The following is a 24,348-nucleotide window of genomic DNA, read 5'->3' as shown; positions in this document are numbered from 1 at the left end:
CGTGGTCCCAGGCAGTGGGGCCGACAACAGAGAGCTATCGAGATGCGCGTCTTGCCGTCCGTCACCCCGACACCCGAGCAGCTGAAGGTGCTCGCCGATGTCAAGCCGGGGTTCCGAATAATTCGGGGTGCTGCAGGAAGCGGCAAGACCACGACGGCTCTCTTGAGGCTGAAGGAGCAGATCCGGGTTCGCTTGGATCGACGCGAGCGCCTCGGCCACGAAGCGCCGGTGCGGGTGCTTGTCCTGACCTTCAACAGGACACTTGAGGGCTACATCGCTGAACTCGCTCGGAACTCGACGCCACAGGACGATGCGCTGGACCTCGAGATCAAGACCTTCGGCCGCTGGGCAAGGTCGCTCGTAGGCAATGTCGACATCGTCGACGGCGACGAGATCGTGGCCATGCTCCGGCCACACATCGACAGCTTCGCTACGAAGCGCCAGCATGAGTTCTTCGTTGACGAGGTTCAGTACGTCATGGGCCGTTTCGAGTACGACCCTGTCGACTTCGACCCCGATGATCTCTCGGGCTACCTCACGGTCGACCGGGAAGGCCGGGGTAAGGCTCCGCGTGTTGCTCAGCCGACGCGTGAGAAGTTGATCTATGGGGTGATACCCACCTACATGGACTCGAAGCGGCAACGCGGGAAGATCGACTGGAGCGATCTCACGATGCTCGCCTCCGCGGCTAGCTCCTACAAGGCCTATGACGTCGTGATCGTCGACGAGGCACAGGATTTCTCAGCCAACCAGATACGCGCCATCCAGCAACACCTGCAGGACCCGCACAACACGACATTTGTGCTCGACGCAGTGCAGCGCATCTACCCGCAGTACTTCAAGTGGCGCGAGGTCGGCATCAGTGCCCGTCCAGAGATCATTCACACCCTCAAGACGAACTATCGCAATACAGCCGAGATCGCGGCCTTCGCGTACCCGTTGGTGGAAGGGCTCCCGCTAGAGGACGACGGCACGCTGCCGGACTTCGAAGCGTGTCGCCGATCAGGTGCCAAGCCGTTGGTGGTGGCTGGTAAGTACAGCGACCAGCTCGAAGTCATGCTCGATCGTCTCGAGAGTGTCGCCGATCTGGAACAAGAGTCTGTTGTCCTGCTGCAGCCGCGTGGCGGCGGTTGGTTCAGCGAGGCCCGCAAGGTGCTAGCCGAGCGCGGAATTCCATTCTGCGAACTGACGAGACAGAACGAATGGCCTACCGGGCCTGAGGTCGCTGCCCTTTGCACAATGCACTCTGCAAAGGGACTCGAGTTCGATCACGTACTGCTTCCTGGCTTGAGCCAACGGGTGACGCCGCATGGCGCCGACGAAGGCGACGCCGACCTCGAGCGACTTCGGCGGATGCTGGCGATGGCCGTAGGCAGAGCCCGCACGTCCGTGATGGTCGGATACAAGCCTGGCGAAGAATCCTCGCTGATCGGCCTGTTGGACCCCTCGACCTATGAGTTGGTCAGCACATGAATGCACGCAAGCGCGCGCCGGACGCCGAGCCGCAGACGCGCGAGCAGGTACGGGACACTCCACGGTGCCCAGATGTTGTCAAGGCCGCGATTGAGCGTGGCATCACTGGCATTGTGCACTTCACGACGGTCAAGAGCCTCGTGGGGATTCTGTACAGCGAGGCTGTGAAGAACCGCCAGGACCTTCCAGTGGACGAACTGGTGCAGCATGTCTACGAACCGAATGCCGTCGATCGGCACCTCGACGAGCGTTGGCATACCTACGTCAACCTGTCAGTGACGGCCATCAACCTCCACATGTTCAACTTCTCGAGTCGTAGGCGCCCAGAGGAAGAATGGGTGATCTTGGAATTCGGCCCGGAGATCCTCGGCGATCCTGGCGTCGTCTTCTGCACGACGAACAACATCTACCCAGCTGCGCTGCGTTGGGCCGATCTCCCCGGCTTCGAGCGGCTCTTTGCACCAAGGGTTGCTGGCCGCTACGGACGTGTGACTCAGCGCAACAGCAAACCGGCGAATCGCACCACCGATCCGCAGGCGGAGGTGCTGTACCCCTTCGAACTGCCCCTAACCCACCTGCACACGATCTCGGCGCCCGTCGACGATGTTTACGAAGCGGCTATCGCTGCACTGACTCACTCCTCGCACGAACCTAGGGTTGTGATCGATCCGGAGGCGTTTCGATGACTGAGGCAGCGCACGCCGAACGCGGGCAGGTGAGGCTCTTCGCCGACGCCATCGAAGAACCTTCGGCTCCCGGCCCAAGGGCAGCAGACGCGACGGCATCTCGAATTCGGAGTTCGATGCTGTGGGCGGCCTACGGGGACGCGCTTGGGTTCATCAGCGAGCTGACCGACCGTAAGGGCCTAGAGCGCCGCACGCATGGCAAGCCCTTGGATCGGTTGATGGCCTGGCGGCGAAGAGTCGGCGGCAGGCAAGGCACTGACGTCGAGCTTCCCCCCGGTTGTTGGTCGGATGACACTCAGCTTCGAATGGCCGTAAGCAGGTCCTTGACGAGCCGCGGATTCGACGTCGAAACGTTCGCGCGGATCGAACTTCCGGTCTGGCCCTCGTATTCCTTGGGAGGCGGCCGGGCCTCCAAGGCGGCCGCAAAGAACTTGGGCAAGCCTCGGGCGTTGTGGTATGCCAACACGTTTCGTGGATGGGTTGATGCGGGCGGCAACGGTGCTGCCATGCGCGTTCAACCGCACGTATGGGCGTCCAAGGACCTGTTAGACGACTTTCTGCCCGCCGTGATCGCCGACAGTGTCTGCACTCACGGGCACCCTCGCGCCATCGTTGGTGCGTGTTTCCACGCTGCGACTCTCGCCCACTGCATGATGTTTGGTGCGGTTCCGGACCCCAACGAGTGTCACCACATCGCGGTCAGGGTCGGCGTCTCGCTCTCGCTAATCGAGACTCATCAGAGTCTCGGTTCTGCTTGGGTCGGCCGCTGGGAAGAAGCAACCCATGCGCGCTTCAGTGACGGTTGGCAGACGGCAATCGGAGAATTGCACCATGCCATCGATGACGCGAAGGCCTGCTCTGGCAGGGCGAGGCACGCCGAAGTGGCGTACATGGACATCGTCGAATGTCTGGGTTTGTCCGATGCCAGCCAACGAGGAAGCGGGATCCTCACGACCGTCGCCGCGGCGGCTATAGCCGAAGTCGCATCCGACGTTCATGAGGCGGTTGTCGTGGCAGCGAATGCCGTTGGTACTGACACTGACACCATCGCCACCATGGCAGGGGCCTTGCGGGGTGCCTGCATAGGCGCCGACGATCCGCCGGAGATGCCTCTCGACAGCGACTATCTGGAGAGCGAAGCGCGCCGTCTAGCTGCCCTCAGTCGAGGCGAGGCGGTCAAGGCACATGCCTATCCAGACGTGCTCACCTGGACAGCACCGAGAGCTCAGGCGGATGCGCTCGTCACGAGCGACGGCCGCTTGGTGGTAGAGGGACTTGGGCCAGTACAGGAGTTGGCAGCTGACATCGCTCGCGCGGCTAGCAATGACTTCGGCTGGCAATGGGTGAAGACAACGTTCGGTCAATCGCTGCTTATCAAACGGCGGCCAAATCTGCGGGAACTCAGCGCAGGCAACAAGATCGACCTGCCGCAAGCGAAGCCGCAGAGGGCAGCTCGTCGCGAATCACACTCTGCCCGTAAGGATGCGAGCAGTTCGTCGCCGAAGCCGCTGGACCGCGGAGTATGCGTAGACGACGCGATAGATCACGCCAGAAAGAACATCTCCGAAGACGACGCCCTCGGTTACACCGTTCGGCGCGTGGCTCGTGATGGAACGATCGCCGACCTCGCTGCTTTGGTGACGGCTCTCCGCGACGATCTGCGCCGCTGAATCAGCACAACATGACGGATTGGGCGCAGCGGCTCAAGCAGTTCGTCGAGTACTTGCAGCGCGAGCGGCGAGTTGGGTCGAGCGCGCAGCATCAGTATCGGAGCATCGTCAAGGACTGGATCGAGTTCTCACTGGTGCGCCATCACGATCCGACAGTGTTCGACCAGGCGCTCGTCGACTCGCTTCTTGACCATCGAGCTCACAGAAACAGCAGAGGCGTCTTGGCAGCGGGTTCGCGCCTGAGCTACGCATCCAATCTGAAGGTGTTCTGCGACTGGGCCTCTGCCCCGCGACCTCGGGCACCGTCACACCGGCCTCCGCCGCGAGCGGTCGCGTCTTCGTCTGCGCCACAGCGTTGGCAGCAGAGGGGACACGCGGAGGCGAGAGTGCCGTCGACTCGGCCGGCGTCATCACAGGTCTGGATCGACTCGTGGCAGGGACCGCTGCCGGCTCCGATCGATGCTCTGGAACAACTGCTGCAGGAAGGTGGCACCACCATTGTGCGAGCGGCGTTTCAGTACTCGTTCTTCGCTCACCCCGATGCGGTACGGAGCAAGACGCCGTGGTACCCGCAGCGAGCCAGGACCAGCCGCGAGCATTATCCGGGACGCGACCGGGGCGACTCGGCTATGTGGCGAGATCGCACAGTCACGCTCGGTGACAATTCCTACGCGCAGCACGCGTGGGTGAAGTACACGGGACGCCCGATCGAGCGGGGCTCCGGATTCGGGGTGCGTCACATCTGGGGCAACCCTTGGGATCCCGCCGCCTTCACTGCTGGTTGGAACCTGTGCTACATGCCGTTCTGGGCGGGGATGCTCACCGAGAAGCAGCATCCGCATCCGCAGCTTGAAGCGGCAGTCCGCCAAGCCGCGTGGAATCTCTATTTTCTGACTGATCCGGTGTGCGAGCCGCCCGAGTTTGTGAACGACCCTGGCATCGACCTCGGTCACCTTCTCGGAACGCAGCCAATCCGCGTGCTGCAACCCAGCGCGAACTGATGCCGCATCTGTCTTGAAATCGTGCGGGCTCCGCTAGCAAATGACAGGTTGAAGTTGTGGGTCGCCCGTCCGTGCATGAGTCGTCAACTCCACACCGACAATTGTGAATACGCAGGCTACGGAGCGAACGATGGCCCATCGGTGCGCTGCCCTTCATCGCCGCGGCGCAATCAGTTCATCGGTTGCCCTTGAGTGACGGGAACACCCGCAGGTGCTGTCTGGCTGCTCGGACGAAGGCGTTTGTCACAGGCTCGAGCTCGGAGAGATCGACGTCATTGACACGCATATCGGCCCACTCGGCACGGGGCCGCTGGTCCCATCCCTCTGCGATTGGAGGTCCTGCGACTGATCGGGTTTGCTCGACGAGCAGTGCGTATGCCTGACCGACGCGTCGTGATTCGATGGTGAGGATGGCGATATATCGATTCAGTGATCCTTGAACGCCGGAAAGGGCTCTGGAGATGTCACTGCGTTCCGCGTCGCTCGCTCGGCGACGCACGATGTATGGGTACTCGCGGTACTCCATGACGGCGGCCAAGGCCTCGCCGAAGAGGCGACGCTGCCTGTCTTGGCGTGCGGTTCGGGCACCTTGCCATATCCCGAGCAGAGCGACGCAGGCGGAGACGACAGCTGCGATGAGGATGGCTTCCCACCGGCCGATACCGGTGCCAGCTGCGCACAGTGCAGAACCCACCGTTACCCAACCTTGACGCCTTCAGCATGAGACACTTCGTCACCTGGCCAGCGACCGGTGGTGCGCCATAGGTGCTCCTTGACTAGGTGCGCGGAAACTTGGCCCAAGAGTGCCAGCAGTCCATCGTCGAACACCCAGCGGCGTTGTAATGGATCCCGCGGATACCACATGCACAGCGATCCGTCGTCGTAGCGATGTGGAGAATCAGCAGGTCCGTCCACGTGGACGCGTGGGATTCGCGGCGAGGTAATCGGAAACTCGATACGCACGCGCCGACGTTCGCATCCCGGTGGGGTGACGCACCAGCGGTATCGCACTCCACCATGTCTCGCGCGGCGGGGCACTTGCAGCCCAATCACGTGCCGCCGAGCGTCGCCTTCGAATCGCAGGCGGTCCGCGAAGCGGCCGTACCAGGGTCCCGAACTACGCCGTGTGTACACCATGGCCGCCGTAGGACCGGGTCGACTTGACGGGTGTCGAACGGGACACAGTGCCTGCGACCAGCGTTCCGCTCGTGGTGATGGACAGGGAACCGCCGCCAGAGATCGCTTCATGCACGGCAGCGGCTTCTGGGCCAAGCGGTGGCTGGATGAGCTTCCAGAAGACGCCAAATGCAGCCAGAGCGTCGTGGACCTTCTCGCTGTCATCGCCGGCATCGATGGCCAAGGAGATGGCGTCCGCCACCTTGCGAAAGCGTGTCACCGCAAGGTTGCGATCAGACACCTTGATCGGCGCGCTCACGCCTGCTGGGTCCTTCGTCAGGTGTCGCGCCAACGAGGAGGCGGCGTATTCGTAAAAGCGCAACAGTGCACGGTCAAGCGGCTCGGCTAACTCGATGCACTCCCAGGCGAGTGCGGCGATGTTGAACGAGCACACCGCGGGATCAGCGAACTGCTTCGCCTGAGCCTTGGCCACACGCACCACGTGCTGACGCGTCTGCCTCAGTGTGGGCCAGCCCGCAGTGAAGAGTTCGACATGGCGCTCGGGGTGGCTCGGATCCCAGCGATTTCGATCGAGGTTGGGAATCCACAATCCGGGTGCGTCGACGCGATTGAGTGCGACGACCAAGTCCACCGTGGGATCCTCACCAGAAGGGAGTGGATTGTTGAAGCGCACCAGAAGGCCGCGCTTCATGGTCTCGACGCGTACCCGGGGGTACTGCCGGACCAGCTGCGGTCGGATGAGCCGGTGCACATCGTTCACCAGCCGGCGGGGCAGTTCCCCGGCACCGTCTGGCCCGAGGCTCGGATGCTTGCGGCGATCGATGACGAGACCGCCGTCTGCGTCAGCCACCGGCCGGTTGGTGAACTTGGACGCGAGCGATCCTGATCTGTAGGTGCGCAGCGCGTCTCGGTGGACCTCGGCCGCTGCACATACTGCAGCGAGCCGCTCGCGCGCCTCCTTCAGCGATGACGAGTCGGCGGCGACGCCTCTGCGGATGGTCTCAAGCGTCGTCAGTGCGTTCATGATGCTATCTTTCTTGGTGATGGGGGTACACTGGCTTCAGTGTAATCGAATATACCTAATAGGTGTATCAATCTAGTGCAGCATGATGCACCTCTAGGCTCTGGACTGGCCGTCAAGCACTCGGCCTCGCTGCGGACACGTCCGCTTCAGCCCTCAGGAGCGTTACGTGGAAGTCCAGTTCGCGACGCGCAAACTGCAGCGACGGATCAATTCCGACGCCGAGGCGCGCAAGGCGTACGGCGACCAGATGGCCAAGAAGATCGCAATGCGACTGCAGCAGATGAGTGCCGCCCGCCACTTGGGCGACCTTCGCAACCTGCCGGGGCGCTGGCACGAGTTGACCGGCGACCTGCAAGGTGCCCTGGCATGCGACCTAGTGCAGCCATACCGCCTGATCTTCCGGCCCACCGAAGAGCCCCCGCCGCGCACCTCAGACGGCGGCCTCGACTGGTCCGCTGTGGACAGCGTGACTGTGACCGACATCGACGACTACCACTGACCATGACACTCAGGAGCACCGCAACATGGGCACCCGTACGGAGACCCGCTACGTCTACGAACCCGACCTCGTATATGCGCCGGGCGAGACGCTGGTCGAATGGCTGGATGAGCATGGGATGACCCAGGCCGAACTCGCTGCTCGCCTGGGCCTGTCGGCGAAGCACGTCAATCAGATCACGAAGGGCTCGGCACCGATCACCACCGAAACGGCGTTGGGTCTGGAGCAGGTCACCCAAGTGCCCGCAGAGTTCTGGAACAACTTGGAGCTGAACTACCGCGCGCATCTCACTCGCTGCGCTGAGCGGGAGCGACTGGCGCAAGACATCGACTGGCTCAACGAACTCCCGGTCTCGGAGCTCGTGAAGCGAGGTCGGATTGGCAAAGGGAATCTGGATGCGGAGCGCGTGAGGGAGGTCTGTGCGTTCTTCGGGGTTGCGAGCGTGGCAGCGTGGCACGACCTTTGGGAGCGGCCGGCAGCCGCCTACCGAGCGTCGAAGGCCTTCACCAAGAACCCGGGCGCGGTGGCAGCGTGGCTGCGCATCGGTGAGATCGAGGGATCGAAGGTGGAGTGCGAGGAGTTCGACAAATCGGCACTACGGGCCCTGCTGCCCGAGCTTCGCTCCTTGACGAACGAGGCCGACCCGTCGGTGTGGGTGCCCACGGCACAGGAGTGGTTCCGGGATGTCGGCGTTGCGTTTGTGGTTGAGCCTGAGATCCGAGGAACTCGGCTGAATGGCGCGACGAGGTGGCTCGGCCCGAACAAGGCCTTGGTCCTACTCAGTACCCGCCACAAGCGGCACGACATCGCTTGGTTCACGCTCTTCCATGAGATCGGTCATCTACTGCTGCACTCCAAGAAGGAGACGTTCATCGATGACGATGACAGCGCTGGCCCGGTCGAGCAGGAAGCCGATGCGTTCGCTTCCCGCGCACTCATTCCACGCGAACACGAACCTGAGCTCGGGCGGCTGGACTCCGCGGCCGACGTCACGCAGTTTGCCCACTTGATTGGGGTGGCCCCCGGCATCGTCGTCGGGCGGCTGCAGCACATGGAATGGTGGAAGCACTCCGAAGGCAAAGACCTGCAGTGGACTTTCGACTGGCCAACGTCTTGAGACAGTGGTCACACGCCGCGCCAATTCACCGTTCCTGAGCAGGTTCGGACCGCACGTCGGCGTTGACGAACATCGGCCGGGCGGCAAGAGAGTGATCGTTGGACCCCTGGCATAAGCGGACATCACCGAGGTGTCCACCGGATGGCGAGTCTCTCAGTGGGGATCCTCATCGAATAGCGCCAACTGCGGTCCTGCGACGGTGTTGGGGGCCTGCATGCCAGCTTCCGAAACAAGGCGACCGTCGCCTCGAATGTGGGCCACCGACGGTGGGGTTTCATTCTTGAGCAGTGCTCGGGCGATGAGCAGACGGCGATGGCAGAACTCCGGGTTCTCTTCGCTGCACATGGCAGCGACTTGCTGCGTCGCGGCGGCGGCCATCAAATGACGCAATCCGTCTGCGAAGCGTTCGGTGCGCGCGACCCGGTCGTACAGCACTTTGCCGGCGTCGTCGTAGAGCTCCGGCTCCTTGGGACGACCGCCCAGCTCATTTCCCAGGAACAGGTAGCCGATACCGATTCCCGACAGCAGTTCTCGCAGGCGCGACTGACGGAAGTGCGGTGAGAAGCGGCTGTATGGCTGCGAGCGGACGTCGGCGACTGTCTCGATGCCGTGCTGCTGGAGCAGGGCCCCGAAGCGCTCCGCCGAGTTATTGGAGTGGCCGATCGTCCAGAGCTTGGCGGGCTTGTTCACAGGGCGAGCCTTCAGCAGCAGTTGGTCGCGGCCGCCACGAGTCTGGCCCAACCGTCGGTTCACCGAAGCCTGTCACAGCCTGGGGGTACGGTCGCCGGGCATGGCGATACAGGTTGTGAGTTGGAACGTGGCGAAGCGGCACGCCCCGTGGCGCGAGCTGGTTGAGATGGATGTCGACGTGGCGCTGCTGCAGGAAGCGGGCAATTTTCCGGCCGATGTTGCCGACAGGGTCGACACCGGGCCTCCCGAGAGCTGGGATTCACATCGTTGGAACTCGGACTGGTGGCAGGGTCGCTTCCCACGACTCTTCGACCGGTGGGCGAAGATCGTGAAGCTGTCCGATCGTGTCGACGTCGAGTGGTTTCGGCAGGTCAGTCCGATCGGCTGGGTAGACGACGACGAGATTGCCGTCAGTGGTATCGGAACGATCGCGGCGGCACGAGTCTCGTCTGCTCGCGCCGAGCCGTTTGTGGTGGTGTCCATGTACGCCCGCTGGCTTTCGCCGCACCCGTCGACGCGCAGCAAGTGGGGTACGGGTTACTCGGACGGCTCGGCGCATCGGATCATCTCGGATCTGTCGGCCTTCATTGGTGACACCGATCCCGCCACCCATCGGATTCTCGCTGCTGGAGACCTCAACACGTTTTACGGAGCTACTGATGACAACCGCCTGGTGCTCGCAGCGCGTGACCGAACGGTCTTCGACCGGATGGAAGCGCTCGGGTTGGAGTTTCTTGGCCCGCAAGCACCAGAAGGCGGCCGTCGAGCCGACCCGACGCCTCAGGGGCTTCCGGCCGACACCCAGAACGTGCCGACCTTCTGCGTGGCTGGTCGGAAGCCGGAAGACGCCGCGAATCAACTCGACTACGTCTTCGCATCGCGAGGATTTCATGAGCAAGTCAAGGTTCGAGCGCTGAACTCGCCGGAGGAATGGGGCCCGAGCGACCACTGCCGCATCCTCATCGAGGTCGAGGACGGATAGCGCGCGTAGCGGGCGTTGGTCAGGGGAGTACGTGTAGGAAGACGGCGACGGCAAGACTTCCAGGTCTCGCGGACGACCTGATCCGTCGTCAGGACTTGCTCGGCTTGGTTGAGGTTGCCGACTGTTGGGGGTTGCGGCGCGGTATACCCGAGGTTGCTGGCATTTGGACTGACAGGGGCCGCTGCGCGCATGACGAACCGATTTGTTGCCGTTGTGGCGTTCTCGGCGCTTGTGCTGTCGGCGCTGTCGCTGTTCGTCGCGTTGGGTGCAGTAGACGACGAGACACCGGCGGCATCAACGGCTCCGGCGGAGACCCCGGTTCAGACTGATGCCGACGACGGCCGCGATGCGGAAGTGCCCACAGCGACCGAAGCCACTGGCGCGGACTCCACCACTCCAGCAACCGTGCCGCTGGTGACGGCAGCCCCGGCGGTGACCGCTGCCGAACCCGCCTGGCCGACCGCTTCGACCGTGCCAGACGACTCGCTGCCGGGTACGCCGGCAGCGTTCGGCCCAGCGGAGGGCACCCGGCTCGGCGTCATCGGCGTCAACCATGACGATTGGCTCAACTTGCGCGAGGTGCCCAACGGGACCGTCGTCGCGACTCTGTTGATACGCATCGGCAACTCTGCGGCGGAAGGCCCGTCGCTGCTGGTGCAGGAGCCCGACGCCGTGGGCCACGTCGCAACGCTCGACATAGCGGGGCTGATCGCGACCGGTCGTACACGCGATCTGGCGACGTCCACCTGGCACGAGATCCAAGCCGGTCCGGTGGTCGGCTGGGCGAGCAGCAACTTCCTGGCGCCGCTGGCACCGCAGGCGGCGCGAGACGTCACTCAACAGGTCGTCGACGCTGCGGGAGAGGTGCTCGAGACCGACACGCTGACCGAGCTCGCAGGCCTCGTCGTCGCCCAGTTCGCATCCACCGCCGACCCGCAGTCGCGCGTCCGGACCGTCGCGCCGCCCAGCGTGTTCGAAGGCGTGGCGGAGGTGACGATCGACGTCGTCGGGCAGCCGGACGATTCAGTGCGCGGCTTCCGGCTGGCCATCGCCGCGGACGCCGCCGGTGACTGGTCGGCTGCTGCGGCTGACGGAGACATCGCTGCCGACGCGGGGCCGTACACCCTGCGCAGCGTCTCGGTCACGCCGCTGTGCTACAGCCATCGGGGCGTCAGCGACGACGGCCGCTGCAACTGACGCCGGGGCGCGGCGCACGCCGTGGGAGAATCGGGCCTCGCCGCCTGCACGGCGGGATCTCGGAGGTGCCGCGATGAGTGAATCGGCCGGGACTGCACCGGGGCCAGTGGCCTCGGGTCACTGCCTGTGCGGCGCGGTGAGCTACGAGGTGCACGGACCGATCCGGCAGGTGTGGAACTGCCACTGCTGGCGATGCCGGCGCTGGACGGGCCACTTCATGGCGGCGTCGGGATGCGATCGCTCCGACCTGCGGTTCGTGTCCGACGCCACCTTGGCGTGGCACCACCCAGCCGATGATCCCAACGTGGGATACGGGTTCTGCCGGGAGTGCGGTGCATCGCTCTTCTGGAAGGTGATCGAGGGCTCGGCAGAGCAGATGAACAGCATCGCTATCTGCGCCGGCACGCTCGACCTGCCCTCGGGTCTGTACACCGAGCTGGCGATCTTCGTGGACGACGCCGCCGACTACCACGCGCTCGATCCGGCCGTCCCCACCGTCAATCGCGAGTAAGCGGGTGGCGGGCGACCGTCACGTGCCGTAGATGGCGTCTTCGATCTCGTCTGGCCCCGCGCTCAATCCCTCCGGCCCGAAACCAGCATGGGCTCTTCAAGGATCGCCAGCAGTCCTTGATGCGTTGTCATGCCTGGTGTCGGGCGTGCGGTGGGCGAGGTTCGCGACGGCCGTGGGCATGGGGATGCCCTCGGTGAGGTCGGCAGCGGGGGTGGGCAGCTCGAAGCGTGTCGTCAGCGGCACTACGCCCGCCCACCAGTTGCCGGCCATGTCCTCGGCGTCGTCGACGGGGTCGCCGGAGCGGACCTTGGCCGACGCTTCGGCCAGCGGCAGCTCCAGTACCAGCGTTGCCCGCAGATCCTCGGCACTTGGCGGCCGGGAGGCGTCCCAGTTGGCCACGATGTGGTCGGTCACCAGCTTGAGGGCCCGTTCTTTGGCAGCGGCGTCGGTGATCCTGCGGGCGACGCCGCGCACCACCACGCAGCGGAAGTTCATGGAGTTGTGGAACGGCGTGCGGGCCATCACCAGACCGTCGAGGTGCGTGACGGTCACGCAGATCTCCGCTCCCTCGCCGGAATTCAGCAGGTGGTTCGCCAGCGCACCGTGCAGGTAGAGGTTCTCGTCGTCGCGGCCGTAGGCCATCGGCAGCACCAGCGGCCCGTCGGGCGTGTCCACGCCGACATGGGCGATGAGTCCGGCGTCCAGGATCTCCCGCACGTCGTCGTCGCCGTAGCGGCCCCGCTCGGCCATCCGCCGCAACTTGGTGCGCGGCGAAGGAGCTTCGATGCCGTTCTTGTCTGACTGGTCTGAATCGCTCACGCCAGCACCGTACGCGGCGCCCATACCGCCGTCACGGTGATTTTCTGACGCAGATGCGCAGCGTCCTGTCAGTCGAGCAGGTCGTCCTCGCGTACGCGGCGACGCTCGGCTTCCTCATGCTCAGGCAGGACCCGTCCGAAGAGCTGCCGCGTGCGCACGACGCGTCCGATCACGCCCGGTTGCTGGGTGTAGGCGAATATGGCGGCGTGACGGGGCTGCGACGCCGGCGCCACCCGGGTCACGCGGTGCAGCGAGTAGCGCCCGCGGAAGATCTGCAAGTCGCCTGGCTGCAAATCGAGGGTGTGCACGCCCTCGCGGCCGCCCCGAAGCAGGTTCCCGACCGCCTCGAAGCCCTCGTCGTCGGCAGACCGCACCGCAGGCGCGTACTCGAACAGGCCTCCCTCCTCGGCAGGCTGCACCAGCACGGTCACGGCGAAGTCGTTGGTGTCGAAGTGCCAGGGGAATTGCTGACCCGGATCCAAGATGTTCGCCGTCAATCCCGCCAGCGGATCGTCGTAGCAATGCAGTTCGTCGATCTCGAGGCAATCGGCGAGCAGGCGGCACACCGCGGGAGCTCGAAACAGTGTGTCCATGGCGCAGACCGCCGGCCAGGCGTCGCCAGGGATGAACCCGCTCGAACGCTCGGTGAAGGTGTTCACCGCATGGTCGTCGCTGAACTCGGGGTTGACCTCGGTGTGGAAGTACGGGTTGATGACCTGCGACGAGAAGTGCGTACTCGGCTTCGCAGCAGTGATCTCGTCGTTGAGCAGGCGCACGGCAGCCGGGGTGACGAATTGCTTCAGCAGCGCACAGCCGTCCGAGCGCAGACCCACGCGAGCCGTCTCGACTGCGTGCCAGTAGGCAGCGTGGCGCGCATCGACAGAGGGCAGGTCTCGCCCGACCAGCGGATAGCGCTGGGTGTCAACCAGGTCGTCCACGGTGATCAGGTCGTCAGGACGGGCCGGGCTTTCGCTGGCCGTGCTCATCTCGCTACGCCTCCCAGTGCGGGACCCAGTCGCCGTCGAGTCGCAGCGACAGGTCCGCATCGTCCTCGATGCGGCGGGCCACGCTCAACTCGGGTCCGTCCATCCCGTAACGCTCGGCTGCGCGCTCGAAGGCGCCCCGCGCCGCTGCGGTCATGGGTAGGTCAGCCCCGACGTTGGTCTCCAGCTCGGCCACCAGCGCCAGATCTTTCACGCACAATTCCAGTGAGAACGATGGGTCGTAGTGCCCGGCGAAGATGCTGGGCGCGTCATGACGGGCCACGAAGCTGTCGCCCACGCTGGCCTTGATGGCCTCCCAGAGATCGCCGAGCTCGACGCCGTTGCGCACCCCGACAGCGAGGCCTTCTGCCAGTGCAGCGGCGCCGACGAACCACAGCTGGTTGGTGACCAGCTTCGCAACGCAGCCGGTGCCCAGCTCGCCGCAGCCGATCACTCGTCCGAGCCGTTCCAGCACCGGGCGCACACGCTCGACCGCTGCGGGCTCGCCGCCGGCGAACAACGTCAGCGTGCCGTTGCGGGCACCGTCCACGGCGCCCGTGACCGGCGAGTCCACCACCTCGACGCCCTCGGGTGCCTCGCCCGCCAGACGCCGGATCAGCTCGGGACGGCTGGTGGTGAGGTCGACCCACGTCGATCCTGGCGGCAGCGCTGCGAGCGCACCGGCGTCGCACATCACTGCCTCGACATGGGAAGGCGCAGGAAGAGACGTCAACAGCACATCCACGCCAGCGGCTGCGTCTGCGGCCGATCCCGTGGCCGTGGCACCAGCACCCACCGCAGCATCGAGCGCATCAGGCCGCAGATCGAAGGCCTTGACCGCGTGGCCGGCACCGGACAAGCGAGCGCACATCGGCCCGCCCATCGTGCCCAGTCCGATGAATCCGACGGTCTCCATCGTCGCTACGTCCTCACCGCCGCGTCTTGTTCCAAACACTAGTGTTTGTTCCCTTCCCGAGCAGCCCTGTCGAGGCGCCCCGGGAACGAGCAGACACCCCCCACCTAGGATGGCCGACGGTCCGAGACCCCGGGAGGCGGTCCATGAAGTTCGGGATCTTCTACGAGCTGCAGTTGCCGAGGCCGTGGAACGACGACTCCGAGTTCGTGCTGTTCCAGCAGGCGCTCGACCAGATCGAGCTGGCCGACAAGCTCGGCTACGACTACGCGTGGGAGGTCGAGCACCACTTCCTCGAGGAGTACAGCCACAGCTCGGCACCCGAGGTGTTCCTGGCGGCAGCCAGCCAGCGCACGAAGAACATCCGGCTGGGCCACGGCATCGTGCAGCTGCCCACCAACCACCCCGCCCGCGTGGCCGAGCGGGTCTCCACGCTCGACATCGTCAGCGGCGGCCGAGTCGAGCTGGGAATCGGCGAGGGCTCGTCGGTCACCGAGCTGCACCCCTTCGACCGCCGCTTCCGCGACAAGCGCGTCGTCTGGGAAGACGCCGTGCGCTGCCTCATGCCGATGTTCCAGGAGGTCAACCACAGCTACGACGGCGAGATCTTCAAGTTCCCCGCCCGCAACGTGGTGCCCAAGCCGTACCAGAAGCCGCACCCGCCGCTGTGGGTGGCATGCAGCCAGCTCGACACGATCATCATGGCGGCACAGCGGGGCATGGGTGCGCTGGGCTTCTCGTTCGTATCGGCCGACGCCGCCCGGGCCTGGGTGAACGCCTACTACAACAACTACCTCAACCACCTCGACCTGCTCTGCGACTACCAGACCAACCCCGGTGTGGCAGTCGTGAGCCCGTTCATGTGCGCCGAGACCGACGAGGAAGCCCAAGCCAAGGCCGAGGGCTGGACGTTCTTCCAGTTCTCGCTCGTCTTCTACAACTCCCACGGCCCCGTCGAGCCGGGCTCGGTCAACCTGTGGGACGAGTACCAGGAATGGAAGAAGTCGCCGAAGGGCCAGAAGGCCAGCAACAACGTCGGCCTCGTCGGCTCACCCGACACCATCCGCCGCAAGCTGGAGATGTACGAGGACGCCCACGTCGATCAGCTCATCCTGCTGAATCAGGCCGGCAAGAACACCCACGAGGACATCTGCTCCAGCCTCGAGCTGTTCGCCGCCGAGGTCATGGGTGAATTCCACGAGCGCGATGCCGAGCACCAGGACTGGAAGTCATCAGTGCTGGCCGGCGACATCGTCCTCGACGACATCGACACCGACCTGTACCAGGTGATCACCAACCAGACGCCGGTGGAGAAGCGCGAAGAGATCGAGCGCAAGCAGCGCGAGGCCAGAGCCCGCCAAGCAGTCGGGCTGAGCTAGCTCAGCGGTTCGCCAACCAGTCGGCGATGGCTTGGCCGATCTCGTCAGGGCTGTCTTCCTGGCAGAAGTGATTGCCTGCGACGGTCACCTCGGTCTGGTTCGGCCAGGTGCGGCAGTACTCCAGCTGCGGGCCGTTGAGAATCGCGCCCGGCTCGGCGTTGACCAGCAGCTTCGGCACGTCTGAGCCCGACAGCCACTCGCCGTAGTCGGTCACGATCTGGGTCACGTCGGCAGGCTCACCCTCGATCGGGATCTGGCGAGGCCACGTGAGCGTGGGGCGCCGGTGCTCGGGCTCAACGAACGGGCGCCGGTACTCGTTCATCTCCTCATCGGACAGCTTGCGCTGGATCGAGCCGGGCAGCACGGCCTCGACGAACAGATTCTTGGTGATGACCATCTCCTCGCCTGCGGGCGAGCGGAAGCCCTGGAAGATGCCGGCTGCCGCTTCGGGCCACTCCGCCCAGTTCATCGGCCGCACGATGGCCTCCATGTAGCAGAGGCCGCCGACGCGATCGCGGTGCCGGTTGGCCCAGTCGAAACCGAGCGCCGATCCCCAGTCGTGGATCACGAACGTGATGTTGTCGCCCAAGTCGAGTTGGTCGAGCAGCCCGTCGAGGTACTCGCGGTGCTCCACGAAGCGGTACGAGTCGGGCCCGGTGTCGTCGAGCTTGTCCGAGTCGCCCTGGCCGATCAGGTCCGGCACGATGCAGCGTGCGTGCGGCGAGACATGGGGCACGATGTTGCGCCACAGGTACGACGAGGTCGGGTTGCCGTGCAGGAATACCACCGGGTCGCCGGAGCCCGACTCGTGGTACGCCATGCGCTTGCCGTTGACGGTGGCAAAGGATTTGGGCAGCGGATCTGCAGAGATAGGTGCCATTGGTGCTCCTGTGTGCTGTAGGGGTTCAGCCGGATCGGCGCCTCATCATGCCCGCCCCGTCAGGGCGATGCACCGAGACTCAGCCCGTCCTCCGACCGTGTCTGATGCTCCAGACGCCTAACGGCGCCGCTGAGTCTGATGCTTCAGACGCTCAAGAGCGTCTTCTGTGTCTGATGGTTCCGGCGCTCAAGAGCGCCGGAACAGCAACAAGAACTCCATGATCCCGTGGTCCTCGGCGGACAGCACGATCGGGACCTGCGGCACCGTCACGTCAAAGTCGGCGAAGGTGATCTCGACCGAGCCGACCACGGCGATGACGCTGCCCACCAGCCGGGCCTCGATGTTGATGGTCACCGGCTGGGTGATGCCCTTCACCGTCAGGTCGCCCGGTGCCGCGAGGCTGACGGGTTCGCCGCTCTCCACGGCACCCCCGATGTCCAGTTCGGTGGTGAGCGAGAACGTGGCCGCCGGGTGCTGAGAGGTGCCCAAGGCGCGTTGCACGGCCCCGTCACGGCGGCTGTCGTCGGTCCGGAGCGTGGTGAGGTCGACCTCGATCTCCACCGACGTCACGTGCTCGTCAGCGATCTCCAAGGTACCGCTGACATCGCCGGTGCGGCCCACCGCAGTGAAGGCGCCGATGCGCGCCAGCTCCTCATCGACGCGGAAGCCTGCGAAGGAACCGGTGGCGTCCTCCAGCGTGAACTCCCCGGTCTCGGCGTCGACGGTCCAGGTGCCGTCCAGCTCAGCGGTCGAGGCCACGGTCGCGTCAGGCGCCGCGGCTTCATCGGGGTCGCTGCCGCCCGCCGCCGACTCGGCACGCGCGTCTCCGTCGCCCGCACCCGATCCCGCAGCGCCGTCGTCTGCAGCGCCGGCGCCCCCGCTGTCACCCTCTTCGGGCGCAGCGCTCTCGTCCTCGGCGGCATCGCTGCCGGCAGCCGGCGCGGCTGGTTCCGACCCGGCGTCCTCTTGCAGCTGCTCGGCAAGCTCCTCCGCCTCTGCAAGGCTGACCTCGTCGGGGGCGTCGCCCAGCACACGCCAGACGCCGATAGCTGCCGCCGCGGCGACGATGACCAGCAGCACCACCACCGTCAGGACAGTCCGGCGACGGGTGCTCATGGCGGGTCACGGTAGCTTGGGGCCGCTCATGAAACTGCGCGACCTGCGAACCGGGCTGACCTTCGACGACGTGCTGATCGTGCCTCAACGATCTTCGATACGCAGCCGCAGCCACGTTTCGGTCCGCACCCGCCTGTCACGCAATATCGAGCTGGATCTGCCGGTCATCGCGGCCAACATGGACACGGTCTGCGAGCACGAGATGGCGATCGCCATGGGACGTCTCGGCGGTGCCGGCATCGTCCACCGATTCATGCCCATCGGGGCCCAGGCAGCCCAGATTGCCGCCGTCAAGGACGTCGACGGCGGCGCCCTTGTCGCCGGCGGTGCGGTCGGCACCGACCACGACATGGGAGACCGGGCCAAGGCGCTCGTCGCCGCAGGGGCTGATGTCCTCGTCTTGGACATCGCGCACGGCCACGCTGATCACGCCATCGACGGTGTGCGCCGGTTGAAGGACCACTTCGACGATGTCGACGTCATCGCGGGCAACGTCGCCACGCCAGACGGGGCGATCGACATGGCTGAGGCCGGAGCGGATGCGATCAAAGTCGGCGTCGGACCCGGCGGCGTCTGCACGACCCGGCTGGTGGCCGGTGTCGGCGTTCCGCAGCTCAGCGCCACCGACGACGTGGTGATCGCCTTGGCAGAAGCGGGGCTCGATGTCCCCGTCATCGCTGACGGGGGCATCAAGAACTCCGGCGACATTGCCAAGGCACTCGCAGTCGGCGCCGAGACCGTGATGATCGGCAGCATGCTGGCGGGCACCAAGGAGAGTCCCGGCGAGGTCGAGCAGGGTCCCCACGGGCTGCGCAAGCGGATCCGGGGCATGGCGAGCTTCGAGGCCATCGAGGCCCGGGCCGAGCGCCACGGCGAAGAGATCGACGACGAGTACTTCGAGCAGCGGGCACCCGAGGGCGTCGAAGGCACCGTGCCCTACCGGGGCGAGGCGGGCAAGCTGATCGGCGAGCTGATGGCCGGTCTGCGCAGTGCCATGAGCTACACCAACGCCCGGACCTTGGCGGAATTCACCGAGCGGGCGTCCTTCGTGGCCGTGACGCCGCTCGGGTTGGCGGAGAACACGCCGCACGCCACCCTGTCGTACTGACGGGCACCCCTGCCCGCCCCTCGAGGAGATCCGACATGGGAAGCGAACCGTCACGAGAGCTGATCGCGCTCGACGACCCGTACCCCGACCGCGACTACGAGGTGCGCTGCACGACGCCTGAGCTGACCTGCGTCTGCCCGGTGACCGGCCAGCCCGACTACGCCACCGTGGAGATCGCCTACATTCCCGACCGCCGCATCGTCGAGCTGAAATCGCTCAAGCTCTACCTGTGGAGCTACCGGGACGAGCCGGTCCACCACGAGGCCGTCACCAACCGGATCCTCGATGACCTGGTAGCGGCCGTCGCCCCGAAGCAGGCAACGGTCGAGACTCGCTGGCTGGTGCGGGGCGGGATCACCACGACGGTGACGGCCCGACATCCCGCCGAAGCCTCGCTCGGCTGAGCAGCCCGTCGCTGACTGAAGCTCGCAGAGCGGCCTCAATACACTCGCGTCGATGCCGTTGCTGGCGCCGGCCGACAGGCGCATTCTGCGCGAGCTGCTTTCCCGCGGCGGCTCGGCCGAGATCGGCGAGATCAGCGCGGCCACGGCCTTGGACGGCGAGGCAGTGCAGACCTCGCTGGCCACCCTGCATCAATCGGGCATCGTGGCGCCGGTCGGCTCGGTGCCGGGCTTGCGGGGTGCTCGGTGGTCGCTCACCCAGCACGGTCACGAGGTGGGGCCGTCGCTGGTCGGCAACGACCTCGCTCAGCAGCACGCCGACGACGCAGCGACGCAGGCCGCCGATCCGGCCGAGGGCTGGGGCTTCCCGTGGCGACCGCCGAAGCCCGAAGCACCCCTCTATGCGACCGGCCTGAGCCGCCGCGCTCGACGCGTTGCCGATCGAGCCGTTCTCAGTACGGCAGGACCGCGCCGTCAGCGCCGGCGCGGCGGCCGACTGCTGCTCGTGATCCTGCTGGTAGCCGCAACGATCGGGGTCGGCATCGTGGCCCTCGGTGCGGTGCGTGTCACCGAGATCACCGTCAGCGGGATCAGCGAGAGCGCGATCCTGCGCCCTGACCAGGTCCAGGGGACCGTGCTCGAGTTCACCGTGGACGGCGGCGACCTCGCTTCGGCGCAGCTGCTGCTCGACGGCTTGCCGGTCAGCGGCGTGCAGCGTTACGACAATTCGATCGTGTGGCCGGTGCCCGGATTGACCGAGGGCACCCACGTCGTGACGCTCGATGTCGACCGGCGCTTCTTCGGCACAGCGCAGGCGGCGGTGGCGTTCACCGTCGATGGCACGCCTCCCGAAGTGGAATTGCCGAGAGTCTTCGACCCGGTGGAACTGGGCGAACCGGTGGTCGTGGCCGGGTCGGTTGAGCCTGGTGTTTCGCTGCGGATCGGGGATCAGCAGGTCGATACGGCATCGGGCTCGTTCAGCCTCACCCTGCCGAGCCCGCCCGGCGGCCCAGTCCCGGTGATCGCCGAAGACACCGCTGGCAACAAGACTGAGTTCAACGTCATCGTGCCCATCGGCTACCCGCACACCACGGGAGTTCACGTCACAGCCGCAGCATGGGACCACGACGGGTTGCGCGAGTCGGTGGTGGAGCTCATCGAGCAAGGTCGCATCAACACCGTGCAGCTCGACCTCAAGGACGAGGACGGCCGTATCGGCCACCGGACCGATGTCCGGCTCGCCCAGCTGGCCGGCGCGTCGCGAGAGCTCTACGACTTGCGGGAAGCCGTCGACGAACTGCACGGTCTCGGCGTGCGGGTCATCGGTCGCATCGTGGCGTTCAGGGATCCGACGCTGGCCCGCTATGCGGCGGCCAACGGCAGCCGCGACTGGGTGCTGCAGACGCCCGACGGCAGGCCGCTGTCGAGTTACGGCGGGTTCACCAACTTCAACCACTCGATTGTGCGGCAGTACAACCTGGACATCGCGGCCGAGGCGGCAGAAGCCGGCATCGACGACATCTTGTGGGACTACATGCGCCGGCCCGAAGGCGACCTGAGCGGCATACGGATTCCCGGTTGGGACGGCGGCGACCCCTCACAGGTCATCGTGGAGTTCCTTGCCGAGGCAGGTTCCATGCTGCGCGAGGCGCAGGTGTTTCACGGTGTCTCAGTGTTCGGCATCGCGGCCGACCGCGGCGAGTGGGTGGCGCAGGACATCGGCGCTATGTCCGAACACGTCGACTATGTGGCGCCCATGGTGTATCCGTCGCACTGGGGGCGCGGCGAGTACGGCGTGGTGCACCCAGAGGCGCAGCCCTACGACATCACCAGGGCGTCGCTGGCCCAGTTTCAGCGCGTCCTTGCGGGCACCAACACGGCGGTGGTGCCGTGGCTGCAGGACTTCTCGATGCGAGTGAACTACGGCCCCGCCGAGGTGCGTGCCCAGATCGACGCCGCAGCCGACCTCGGCATCAGCGACTGGCTGCTGTGGGATCCCCAAGTCACCTACACCAACGAGGGCATCCCCGTCTCGTACCGCTAGCTGAGGCGTTCGCGCAGCCGGTACTTCTGGATCTTGCCGCTGGGGGTCATCGGAAATTCGTCCACGATGACAAGGTCCTCGGGCCAGAACTGGCGGGTCACGTTCTGGGCGTCGAGAAACTCGGTGAGCTCGGCAAGCGCGGGCGGCTCGCCGACAGGCTGAACGAATGCGCAACCGATCTCTCCGAGACGGGGGTGCGGCTTGGCCACGATCGCCGCCACGCCGACGGCCCGATGGCGCATCAGCACGTCCTCGATCTCTTTGACCGGAACGTTCTCACCGCCCCGGATGACGAGATCCTTCGAACGTCCGGCGATGCTGATGTAGCCGTCGGCGTTCATGATCGCCCGATCGCCGGTGTCGAACCAGCCGTCGATCCAATGCTCCGCGGTGAAGGCCCGGCCGGCTGCGTAGCCGGCGAACAGCGCAGTGCCGCGGCACTGCAGGTCGCCTTCGGCGTCGAGCACGGGCTGCCCGGCGGGGTCCACCACCCGCACCTCGTTTCCCTCTACAGCGCGACCGTCGCTCAGTCGCAGCTCGAAGGGATCGCTCGGCCGCCCGACTGTCAGCAGGCCGCATTCGGTCATGCCCCAGCCGGGCAACACCGTGCACCCCGGCAGCAGCTCGACCGCCTGCTCCAGCACGCCGCGCGGGATCGCCGCTCCCGCACACAGGAAGCGCTCCCACGAGGAGAGGTCGTAGCCGTCGAGCCGCTCGACCCCCAGCACATCGGCGAGGAACGGCGTGGCGCCCATCGACATCTGGATCCGGTGCTTCTCGATGAGGCCCACGAACTCCACGGGGTCCCACACGTCCTGCATGACGACGTGGCCGCCGACATAGAGCGGGAGCCGCATGCCGTACAGGTAGCCGGTCTGGTGGCCGAGCGTGGAGGCCATGTGGGTGACGTACGCCTGCGGCGCGCCCGCGCCCGGGTGCGGGCTCAGACCCTCGCACACCGTGGCCAGGTACACATCGACGGCTACGGCGAGGATGTTGTGAGTGTGCATGACGCCCTTGGGCATGCCCGTGGTGCCGGAGGTGAACATCACCTCGCAGACGTCGTTGGGACCCGGGCGGCACAGGTCCACCGCGGCGCGGTCGTAGGACGAGAACACGCCCTCGGAGACCAGCTCCTCCCAGGTCATGGCGCCCTCGGGCAGCCACGATTCGTCATCTGGGGAGGCCGACGGGCCCGGCACCACCACCAACTCGTTCACCCAGTCGCAGCGCTCGCGCAGCTCGGCATGCATTGCGGCCAAGCCGAAGCCCCGGAAGCTGTCGGCGGTTACGACCACCGTCGGCCGGGCGAGTTCGCTCATCACGGTGACTTCGTTGTGGCGGAAGATCGGGGCGACGGGATTGACCACGGCCCCGATGCGGTCGCAGGCGATGGCAGCCACGGCGAAGTGGCGCCAGTTGGGCAGCTGCAGTTGGACCACCGCGCCGGGACGGACGCCGATCTCGAGCAAGCCCTTGCTGGCCGCGTCCACCTCGGTGCCGAACTCTGCCCAGGTCATGGTGCCGAATCGATCGGTGATGACCGGTTCGCCGGATCGCTCTACGGACCACTTGTCGACGTGCTCGTCCAGCAGCCGGTTCGGCCATGCCCCCGAGGCGCCCAGTTCGTCGATGCGCCCGGCTTCGAGCGTCGTCTCGAAGAAGCGCTTGGCGGACATGGGTTCCTTCCTGGGCCGGCTGCCGGACTAGCCGGAGGTCTTCAGTCTTGCGCCTCGCGAATGCGCGGCAGCACCTCATCAGCCATGAAGCGTTCGCTCTGTTCGACGTAGCCGGTCGGTGCGGCAGAGCTGAGCACGATCGTGCGAGCGCCGGCGTCGATGTACTCCCGCAGCCGCGCTTCGCAGCGGTCAGGATCGCCCGCAATGGCGAACTTGTGAACGAGCTGGGAGAAGTCCTGCGCGTACTGCTTGGACAGCCGCTGGGCGGCGTACTCGATGGCCGTGTCGTTGTCTTCGTGACAGCAGAAGAACACGAACAGGCCGGGCTCCACCGGTGTCGGATTGCCTTCGTCTTCGCGGTAGCCGGCGATTGCCTCGATTGACTGCGCGAGCCGCTCGGGTGTGTACATGTACGGCAGCCAGCCGTCGCCATAGCGGGCTGCGCGCCGCCAGGCGGCGTCCTGCCGCCCCGAGACCCACACCGGCGGGGGAGACGCCGGCTTGGGTGCCAGCGTGACGTCGTTCAGGGTGTTGAAGCGGCCCTCGAAGGTCACGTTGTCCTCGGTCCACAGCCGCTGCATGATCTCGAGCGCCTCGTTGGTGCGAGCGCCGCGCTCTCGCACGGGCACGCCGCACGCCTCGAACTCCGAGGGCATCTCGCCGCCCACGCCGACGCCGAGGTGGAAGCGGCCGCCCGAGGCCACATCGAGCGCTGCGCTCAGTTTGGCGCACAGCGCAGCCGGGTAGAGCGGGATCAGCGTGATGGACGTCATCAGCTTCAGCGTCGTGGTGGCGCCAGCTGCCACCGCCAGCGAGATGAAGCCGTTCGAGGTGGGCACGTGGAAGAAGACGTGCTCGCCGGTGGTGGCGTAGTCGTAGCCGAGCGCTTCGATCTCGCGGGCCTGCCCGGCGATGTCGTCGCTGCGGCGGATTGCCAGCCCGAACTCGATCTTGCCGTTGGCCGTCGTGCTGTCGCTCATTGCGTCCCCCTCGTGCTCATGTGGAGCGAGACGGTAGCCGCGGGTGCTAGGCCAAGGCC

The 24,348-nt window shown here is 65.9% G+C and carries 23 protein-coding genes; 13 read left to right on the top strand and 10 right to left on the bottom strand.

What is annotated here, in order from left to right:
• Positions 1 to 42: 42 nt before the first annotated feature.
• The 4 genes from ACOGW9_RS06250 to ACOGW9_RS06235 are packed head-to-tail and all read left to right on the top strand — an operon-like array spanning position 43 to position 4,830.
• Positions 43 to 1,473, top strand: coding sequence for a UvrD-helicase domain-containing protein (locus ACOGW9_RS06250; protein ID WP_419909421.1), 1,431 nt, complete (start codon positions 43 to 45; stop codon positions 1,471 to 1,473).
• On the top strand, positions 1,470 to 2,159 hold the full coding sequence (locus tag ACOGW9_RS06245) for a DarT ssDNA thymidine ADP-ribosyltransferase family protein (protein WP_419909419.1): 690 nt from the start codon (positions 1,470 to 1,472) through the stop codon (positions 2,157 to 2,159). The genes ACOGW9_RS06250 and ACOGW9_RS06245 overlap by 4 nt, the downstream gene beginning before the upstream one ends.
• Complete coding sequence (locus tag ACOGW9_RS06240) at positions 2,156 to 3,829, top strand: ADP-ribosylglycohydrolase family protein (RefSeq protein ID WP_419909417.1); 1,674 nt, start codon at positions 2,156 to 2,158, stop codon at positions 3,827 to 3,829. Before ACOGW9_RS06245 ends, ACOGW9_RS06240 begins: the two co-directional genes overlap by 4 nt.
• An 11-nt stretch (positions 3,830 to 3,840) precedes the next feature.
• The gene (locus tag ACOGW9_RS06235; protein ID WP_419909415.1) at positions 3,841 to 4,830 is read left to right on the top strand and encodes a hypothetical protein; all 990 of its coding nucleotides are present in this window, start codon (positions 3,841 to 3,843) and stop codon (positions 4,828 to 4,830) included.
• 175 nt (positions 4,831 to 5,005) lie between these two features.
• Here ACOGW9_RS06235 and ACOGW9_RS06230 read toward each other — a convergent pair whose 3' ends face one another.
• On the bottom strand, positions 5,006 to 5,524 hold the full coding sequence (locus ACOGW9_RS06230) for a hypothetical protein (protein ID WP_419909413.1): 519 nt from the start codon (positions 5,522 to 5,524) through the stop codon (positions 5,006 to 5,008).
• A 423-nt stretch (positions 5,525 to 5,947) separates the two neighbouring features.
• Complete coding sequence (locus tag ACOGW9_RS06225; protein ID WP_419909411.1) at positions 5,948 to 6,991, bottom strand: hypothetical protein; 1,044 nt, start codon at positions 6,989 to 6,991, stop codon at positions 5,948 to 5,950.
• Positions 6,992 to 7,157: 166 nt separating this feature from the next.
• On the opposite strand from ACOGW9_RS06225, the gene ACOGW9_RS06220 reads away from it, so the two are divergent.
• Together ACOGW9_RS06220 and ACOGW9_RS06215 are read left to right on the top strand one after the other, a co-directional pair.
• A complete protein-coding gene (locus tag ACOGW9_RS06220; RefSeq protein ID WP_419909409.1) occupies positions 7,158 to 7,490 on the top strand; it encodes a type II toxin-antitoxin system RelE/ParE family toxin in 333 nt (110 codons plus the stop codon).
• Positions 7,491 to 7,515: 25 nt separating this feature from the next.
• Complete coding sequence (locus tag ACOGW9_RS06215; RefSeq protein WP_419909407.1) at positions 7,516 to 8,607, top strand: HigA family addiction module antitoxin; 1,092 nt, start codon at positions 7,516 to 7,518, stop codon at positions 8,605 to 8,607.
• Positions 8,608 to 8,760: 153 nt separating this feature from the next.
• Here the strand turns inward: ACOGW9_RS06215 and ACOGW9_RS06210 are convergent, their stop codons facing one another.
• On the bottom strand, positions 8,761 to 9,297 hold the full coding sequence (locus tag ACOGW9_RS06210; protein WP_419909405.1) for a DUF488 family protein: 537 nt from the start codon (positions 9,295 to 9,297) through the stop codon (positions 8,761 to 8,763).
• A 100-nt stretch (positions 9,298 to 9,397) separates the two neighbouring features.
• On the opposite strand from ACOGW9_RS06210, the gene ACOGW9_RS06205 reads away from it, so the two are divergent.
• The 3 genes from ACOGW9_RS06205 (at position 9,398) to ACOGW9_RS06195 (ending at position 11,987) form a co-directional block, all read left to right on the top strand.
• The gene (locus ACOGW9_RS06205; RefSeq protein WP_419909403.1) at positions 9,398 to 10,279 is read left to right on the top strand and encodes a hypothetical protein; all 882 of its coding nucleotides are present in this window, start codon (positions 9,398 to 9,400) and stop codon (positions 10,277 to 10,279) included.
• Between the two features lie 189 nt (positions 10,280 to 10,468).
• On the top strand, positions 10,469 to 11,476 hold the full coding sequence (locus tag ACOGW9_RS06200; RefSeq protein WP_419909401.1) for a hypothetical protein: 1,008 nt from the start codon (positions 10,469 to 10,471) through the stop codon (positions 11,474 to 11,476).
• 73 nt (positions 11,477 to 11,549) lie between these two features.
• Positions 11,550 to 11,987 (top strand): GFA family protein, encoded by a 438-nt coding sequence (locus ACOGW9_RS06195; protein WP_419909399.1) that lies wholly within the window; start codon positions 11,550 to 11,552, stop codon positions 11,985 to 11,987.
• A 96-nt stretch (positions 11,988 to 12,083) separates the two neighbouring features.
• Here the strand turns inward: ACOGW9_RS06195 and ACOGW9_RS06190 are convergent, their stop codons facing one another.
• The 3 genes from ACOGW9_RS06190 to ACOGW9_RS06180 all read right to left on the bottom strand — a co-directional run bounded on the left by ACOGW9_RS06190 (position 12,084) and on the right by ACOGW9_RS06180 (position 14,705).
• Positions 12,084 to 12,806: a pyridoxamine 5'-phosphate oxidase family protein gene (locus ACOGW9_RS06190; RefSeq protein ID WP_419909397.1), complete on the bottom strand. Its 723-nt coding sequence runs from the start codon at positions 12,804 to 12,806 to the stop codon at positions 12,084 to 12,086.
• Between the two features lie 68 nt (positions 12,807 to 12,874).
• A complete protein-coding gene (locus tag ACOGW9_RS06185; RefSeq protein ID WP_419909395.1) occupies positions 12,875 to 13,792 on the bottom strand; it encodes a HalD/BesD family halogenase in 918 nt (305 codons plus the stop codon).
• A 4-nt stretch (positions 13,793 to 13,796) separates the two neighbouring features.
• Positions 13,797 to 14,705: an NAD(P)-dependent oxidoreductase gene (locus ACOGW9_RS06180; RefSeq protein WP_419909393.1), complete on the bottom strand. Its 909-nt coding sequence runs from the start codon at positions 14,703 to 14,705 to the stop codon at positions 13,797 to 13,799.
• Between the two features lie 143 nt (positions 14,706 to 14,848).
• On the opposite strand from ACOGW9_RS06180, the gene ACOGW9_RS06175 reads away from it, so the two are divergent.
• Positions 14,849 to 16,081, top strand: a complete 1,233-nt coding sequence (locus ACOGW9_RS06175) for an LLM class flavin-dependent oxidoreductase (RefSeq protein ID WP_419909391.1) — start codon at positions 14,849 to 14,851, stop codon at positions 16,079 to 16,081.
• A gap of 1 nt (position 16,082) precedes the next feature.
• Here the strand turns inward: ACOGW9_RS06175 and ACOGW9_RS06170 are convergent, their stop codons facing one another.
• Both ACOGW9_RS06170 and ACOGW9_RS06165 read right to left on the bottom strand, forming a co-directional pair.
• Entirely contained in the window at positions 16,083 to 16,961 is an 879-nt protein-coding gene (locus ACOGW9_RS06170) for a haloalkane dehalogenase (RefSeq protein WP_419909389.1), read from the bottom strand.
• Positions 16,962 to 17,147: 186 nt separating this feature from the next.
• Positions 17,148 to 18,077 (bottom strand): YceI family protein, encoded by a 930-nt coding sequence (locus ACOGW9_RS06165; RefSeq protein WP_419909387.1) that lies wholly within the window; start codon positions 18,075 to 18,077, stop codon positions 17,148 to 17,150.
• 28 nt (positions 18,078 to 18,105) lie between these two features.
• Between ACOGW9_RS06165 and guaB the strand changes: the two genes are divergently transcribed.
• From guaB to ACOGW9_RS06150, 3 genes are read left to right on the top strand one after another with little or no spacing between them, the layout of a single operon-like run.
• A complete protein-coding gene (guaB, locus tag ACOGW9_RS06160; RefSeq protein WP_419909385.1) occupies positions 18,106 to 19,185 on the top strand; it encodes an IMP dehydrogenase in 1,080 nt (359 codons plus the stop codon).
• Between the two features lie 35 nt (positions 19,186 to 19,220).
• Positions 19,221 to 19,589, top strand: coding sequence for a preQ(1) synthase (gene queF, locus ACOGW9_RS06155; protein WP_419909383.1), 369 nt, complete (start codon positions 19,221 to 19,223; stop codon positions 19,587 to 19,589).
• 52 nt (positions 19,590 to 19,641) lie between these two features.
• Positions 19,642 to 21,630: a putative glycoside hydrolase gene (locus tag ACOGW9_RS06150; protein ID WP_419909381.1), complete on the top strand. Its 1,989-nt coding sequence runs from the start codon at positions 19,642 to 19,644 to the stop codon at positions 21,628 to 21,630.
• Here the strand turns inward: ACOGW9_RS06150 and ACOGW9_RS06145 are convergent.
• On the bottom strand, positions 21,627 to 23,309 hold the full coding sequence (locus ACOGW9_RS06145) for an AMP-binding protein (protein ID WP_419909379.1): 1,683 nt from the start codon (positions 23,307 to 23,309) through the stop codon (positions 21,627 to 21,629). The genes ACOGW9_RS06150 and ACOGW9_RS06145 overlap by 4 nt on opposite strands.
• A 41-nt stretch (positions 23,310 to 23,350) precedes the next feature.
• Positions 23,351 to 24,289 carry an LLM class flavin-dependent oxidoreductase gene (locus ACOGW9_RS06140; RefSeq protein ID WP_419909377.1) on the bottom strand — a complete coding sequence of 313 codons (939 nt, stop codon included), beginning with the start codon at positions 24,287 to 24,289 and terminating at the stop codon, positions 23,351 to 23,353.
• Positions 24,290 to 24,348: the final 59 nt, after the last annotated feature.

Source organism: Candidatus Poriferisodalis sp., assembly GCF_965203655.1.
Classification (GTDB): domain Bacteria; phylum Actinomycetota; class Acidimicrobiia; order Acidimicrobiales; family Poriferisodalaceae; genus Poriferisodalis.
The sequence above is the reverse complement of the archived record's forward strand: the minus strand, read 5'-3'. Positions and strand labels throughout refer to the sequence as shown.

Bases quoted from the DNA above. Each gene is read 5' to 3' on its own strand.
- ACOGW9_RS06150 (WP_419909381.1), top strand. From the start codon at position 19,642: ATGCCGTTGCTGGCGCCGGCCGACAGGCGCATTCTGCGCGAGCTGCTT.
- ACOGW9_RS06180 (WP_419909393.1), bottom strand. From the start codon at position 14,705: ATGGAGACCGTCGGATTCATCGGACTGGGCACGATGGGCGGGCCGATG.
- ACOGW9_RS06175 (WP_419909391.1), top strand. From the start codon at position 14,849: ATGAAGTTCGGGATCTTCTACGAGCTGCAGTTGCCGAGGCCGTGGAAC.
- ACOGW9_RS06170 (WP_419909389.1), bottom strand. From the start codon at position 16,961: ATGGCACCTATCTCTGCAGATCCGCTGCCCAAATCCTTTGCCACCGTC.
- queF (WP_419909383.1), top strand. From the start codon at position 19,221: ATGGGAAGCGAACCGTCACGAGAGCTGATCGCGCTCGACGACCCGTAC.
- ACOGW9_RS06200 (WP_419909401.1), top strand. From the start codon at position 10,469: ATGACGAACCGATTTGTTGCCGTTGTGGCGTTCTCGGCGCTTGTGCTG.
- ACOGW9_RS06245 (WP_419909419.1), top strand. From the start codon at position 1,470: ATGAATGCACGCAAGCGCGCGCCGGACGCCGAGCCGCAGACGCGCGAG.
- ACOGW9_RS06225 (WP_419909411.1), bottom strand. From the start codon at position 6,991: ATGAACGCACTGACGACGCTTGAGACCATCCGCAGAGGCGTCGCCGCC.
- ACOGW9_RS06195 (WP_419909399.1), top strand. From the start codon at position 11,550: ATGAGTGAATCGGCCGGGACTGCACCGGGGCCAGTGGCCTCGGGTCAC.
- ACOGW9_RS06235 (WP_419909415.1), top strand. From the start codon at position 3,841: ATGACGGATTGGGCGCAGCGGCTCAAGCAGTTCGTCGAGTACTTGCAG.
- guaB (WP_419909385.1), top strand. From the start codon at position 18,106: ATGAAACTGCGCGACCTGCGAACCGGGCTGACCTTCGACGACGTGCTG.
- ACOGW9_RS06205 (WP_419909403.1), top strand. From the start codon at position 9,398: ATGGCGATACAGGTTGTGAGTTGGAACGTGGCGAAGCGGCACGCCCCG.
- ACOGW9_RS06140 (WP_419909377.1), bottom strand. From the start codon at position 24,289: ATGAGCGACAGCACGACGGCCAACGGCAAGATCGAGTTCGGGCTGGCA.
- ACOGW9_RS06185 (WP_419909395.1), bottom strand. From the start codon at position 13,792: ATGAGCACGGCCAGCGAAAGCCCGGCCCGTCCTGACGACCTGATCACC.
- ACOGW9_RS06215 (WP_419909407.1), top strand. From the start codon at position 7,516: ATGGGCACCCGTACGGAGACCCGCTACGTCTACGAACCCGACCTCGTA.
- ACOGW9_RS06145 (WP_419909379.1), bottom strand. From the start codon at position 23,309: ATGTCCGCCAAGCGCTTCTTCGAGACGACGCTCGAAGCCGGGCGCATC.
- ACOGW9_RS06240 (WP_419909417.1), top strand. From the start codon at position 2,156: ATGACTGAGGCAGCGCACGCCGAACGCGGGCAGGTGAGGCTCTTCGCC.
- ACOGW9_RS06250 (WP_419909421.1), top strand. From the start codon at position 43: ATGCGCGTCTTGCCGTCCGTCACCCCGACACCCGAGCAGCTGAAGGTG.
- ACOGW9_RS06165 (WP_419909387.1), bottom strand. From the start codon at position 18,077: ATGAGCACCCGTCGCCGGACTGTCCTGACGGTGGTGGTGCTGCTGGTC.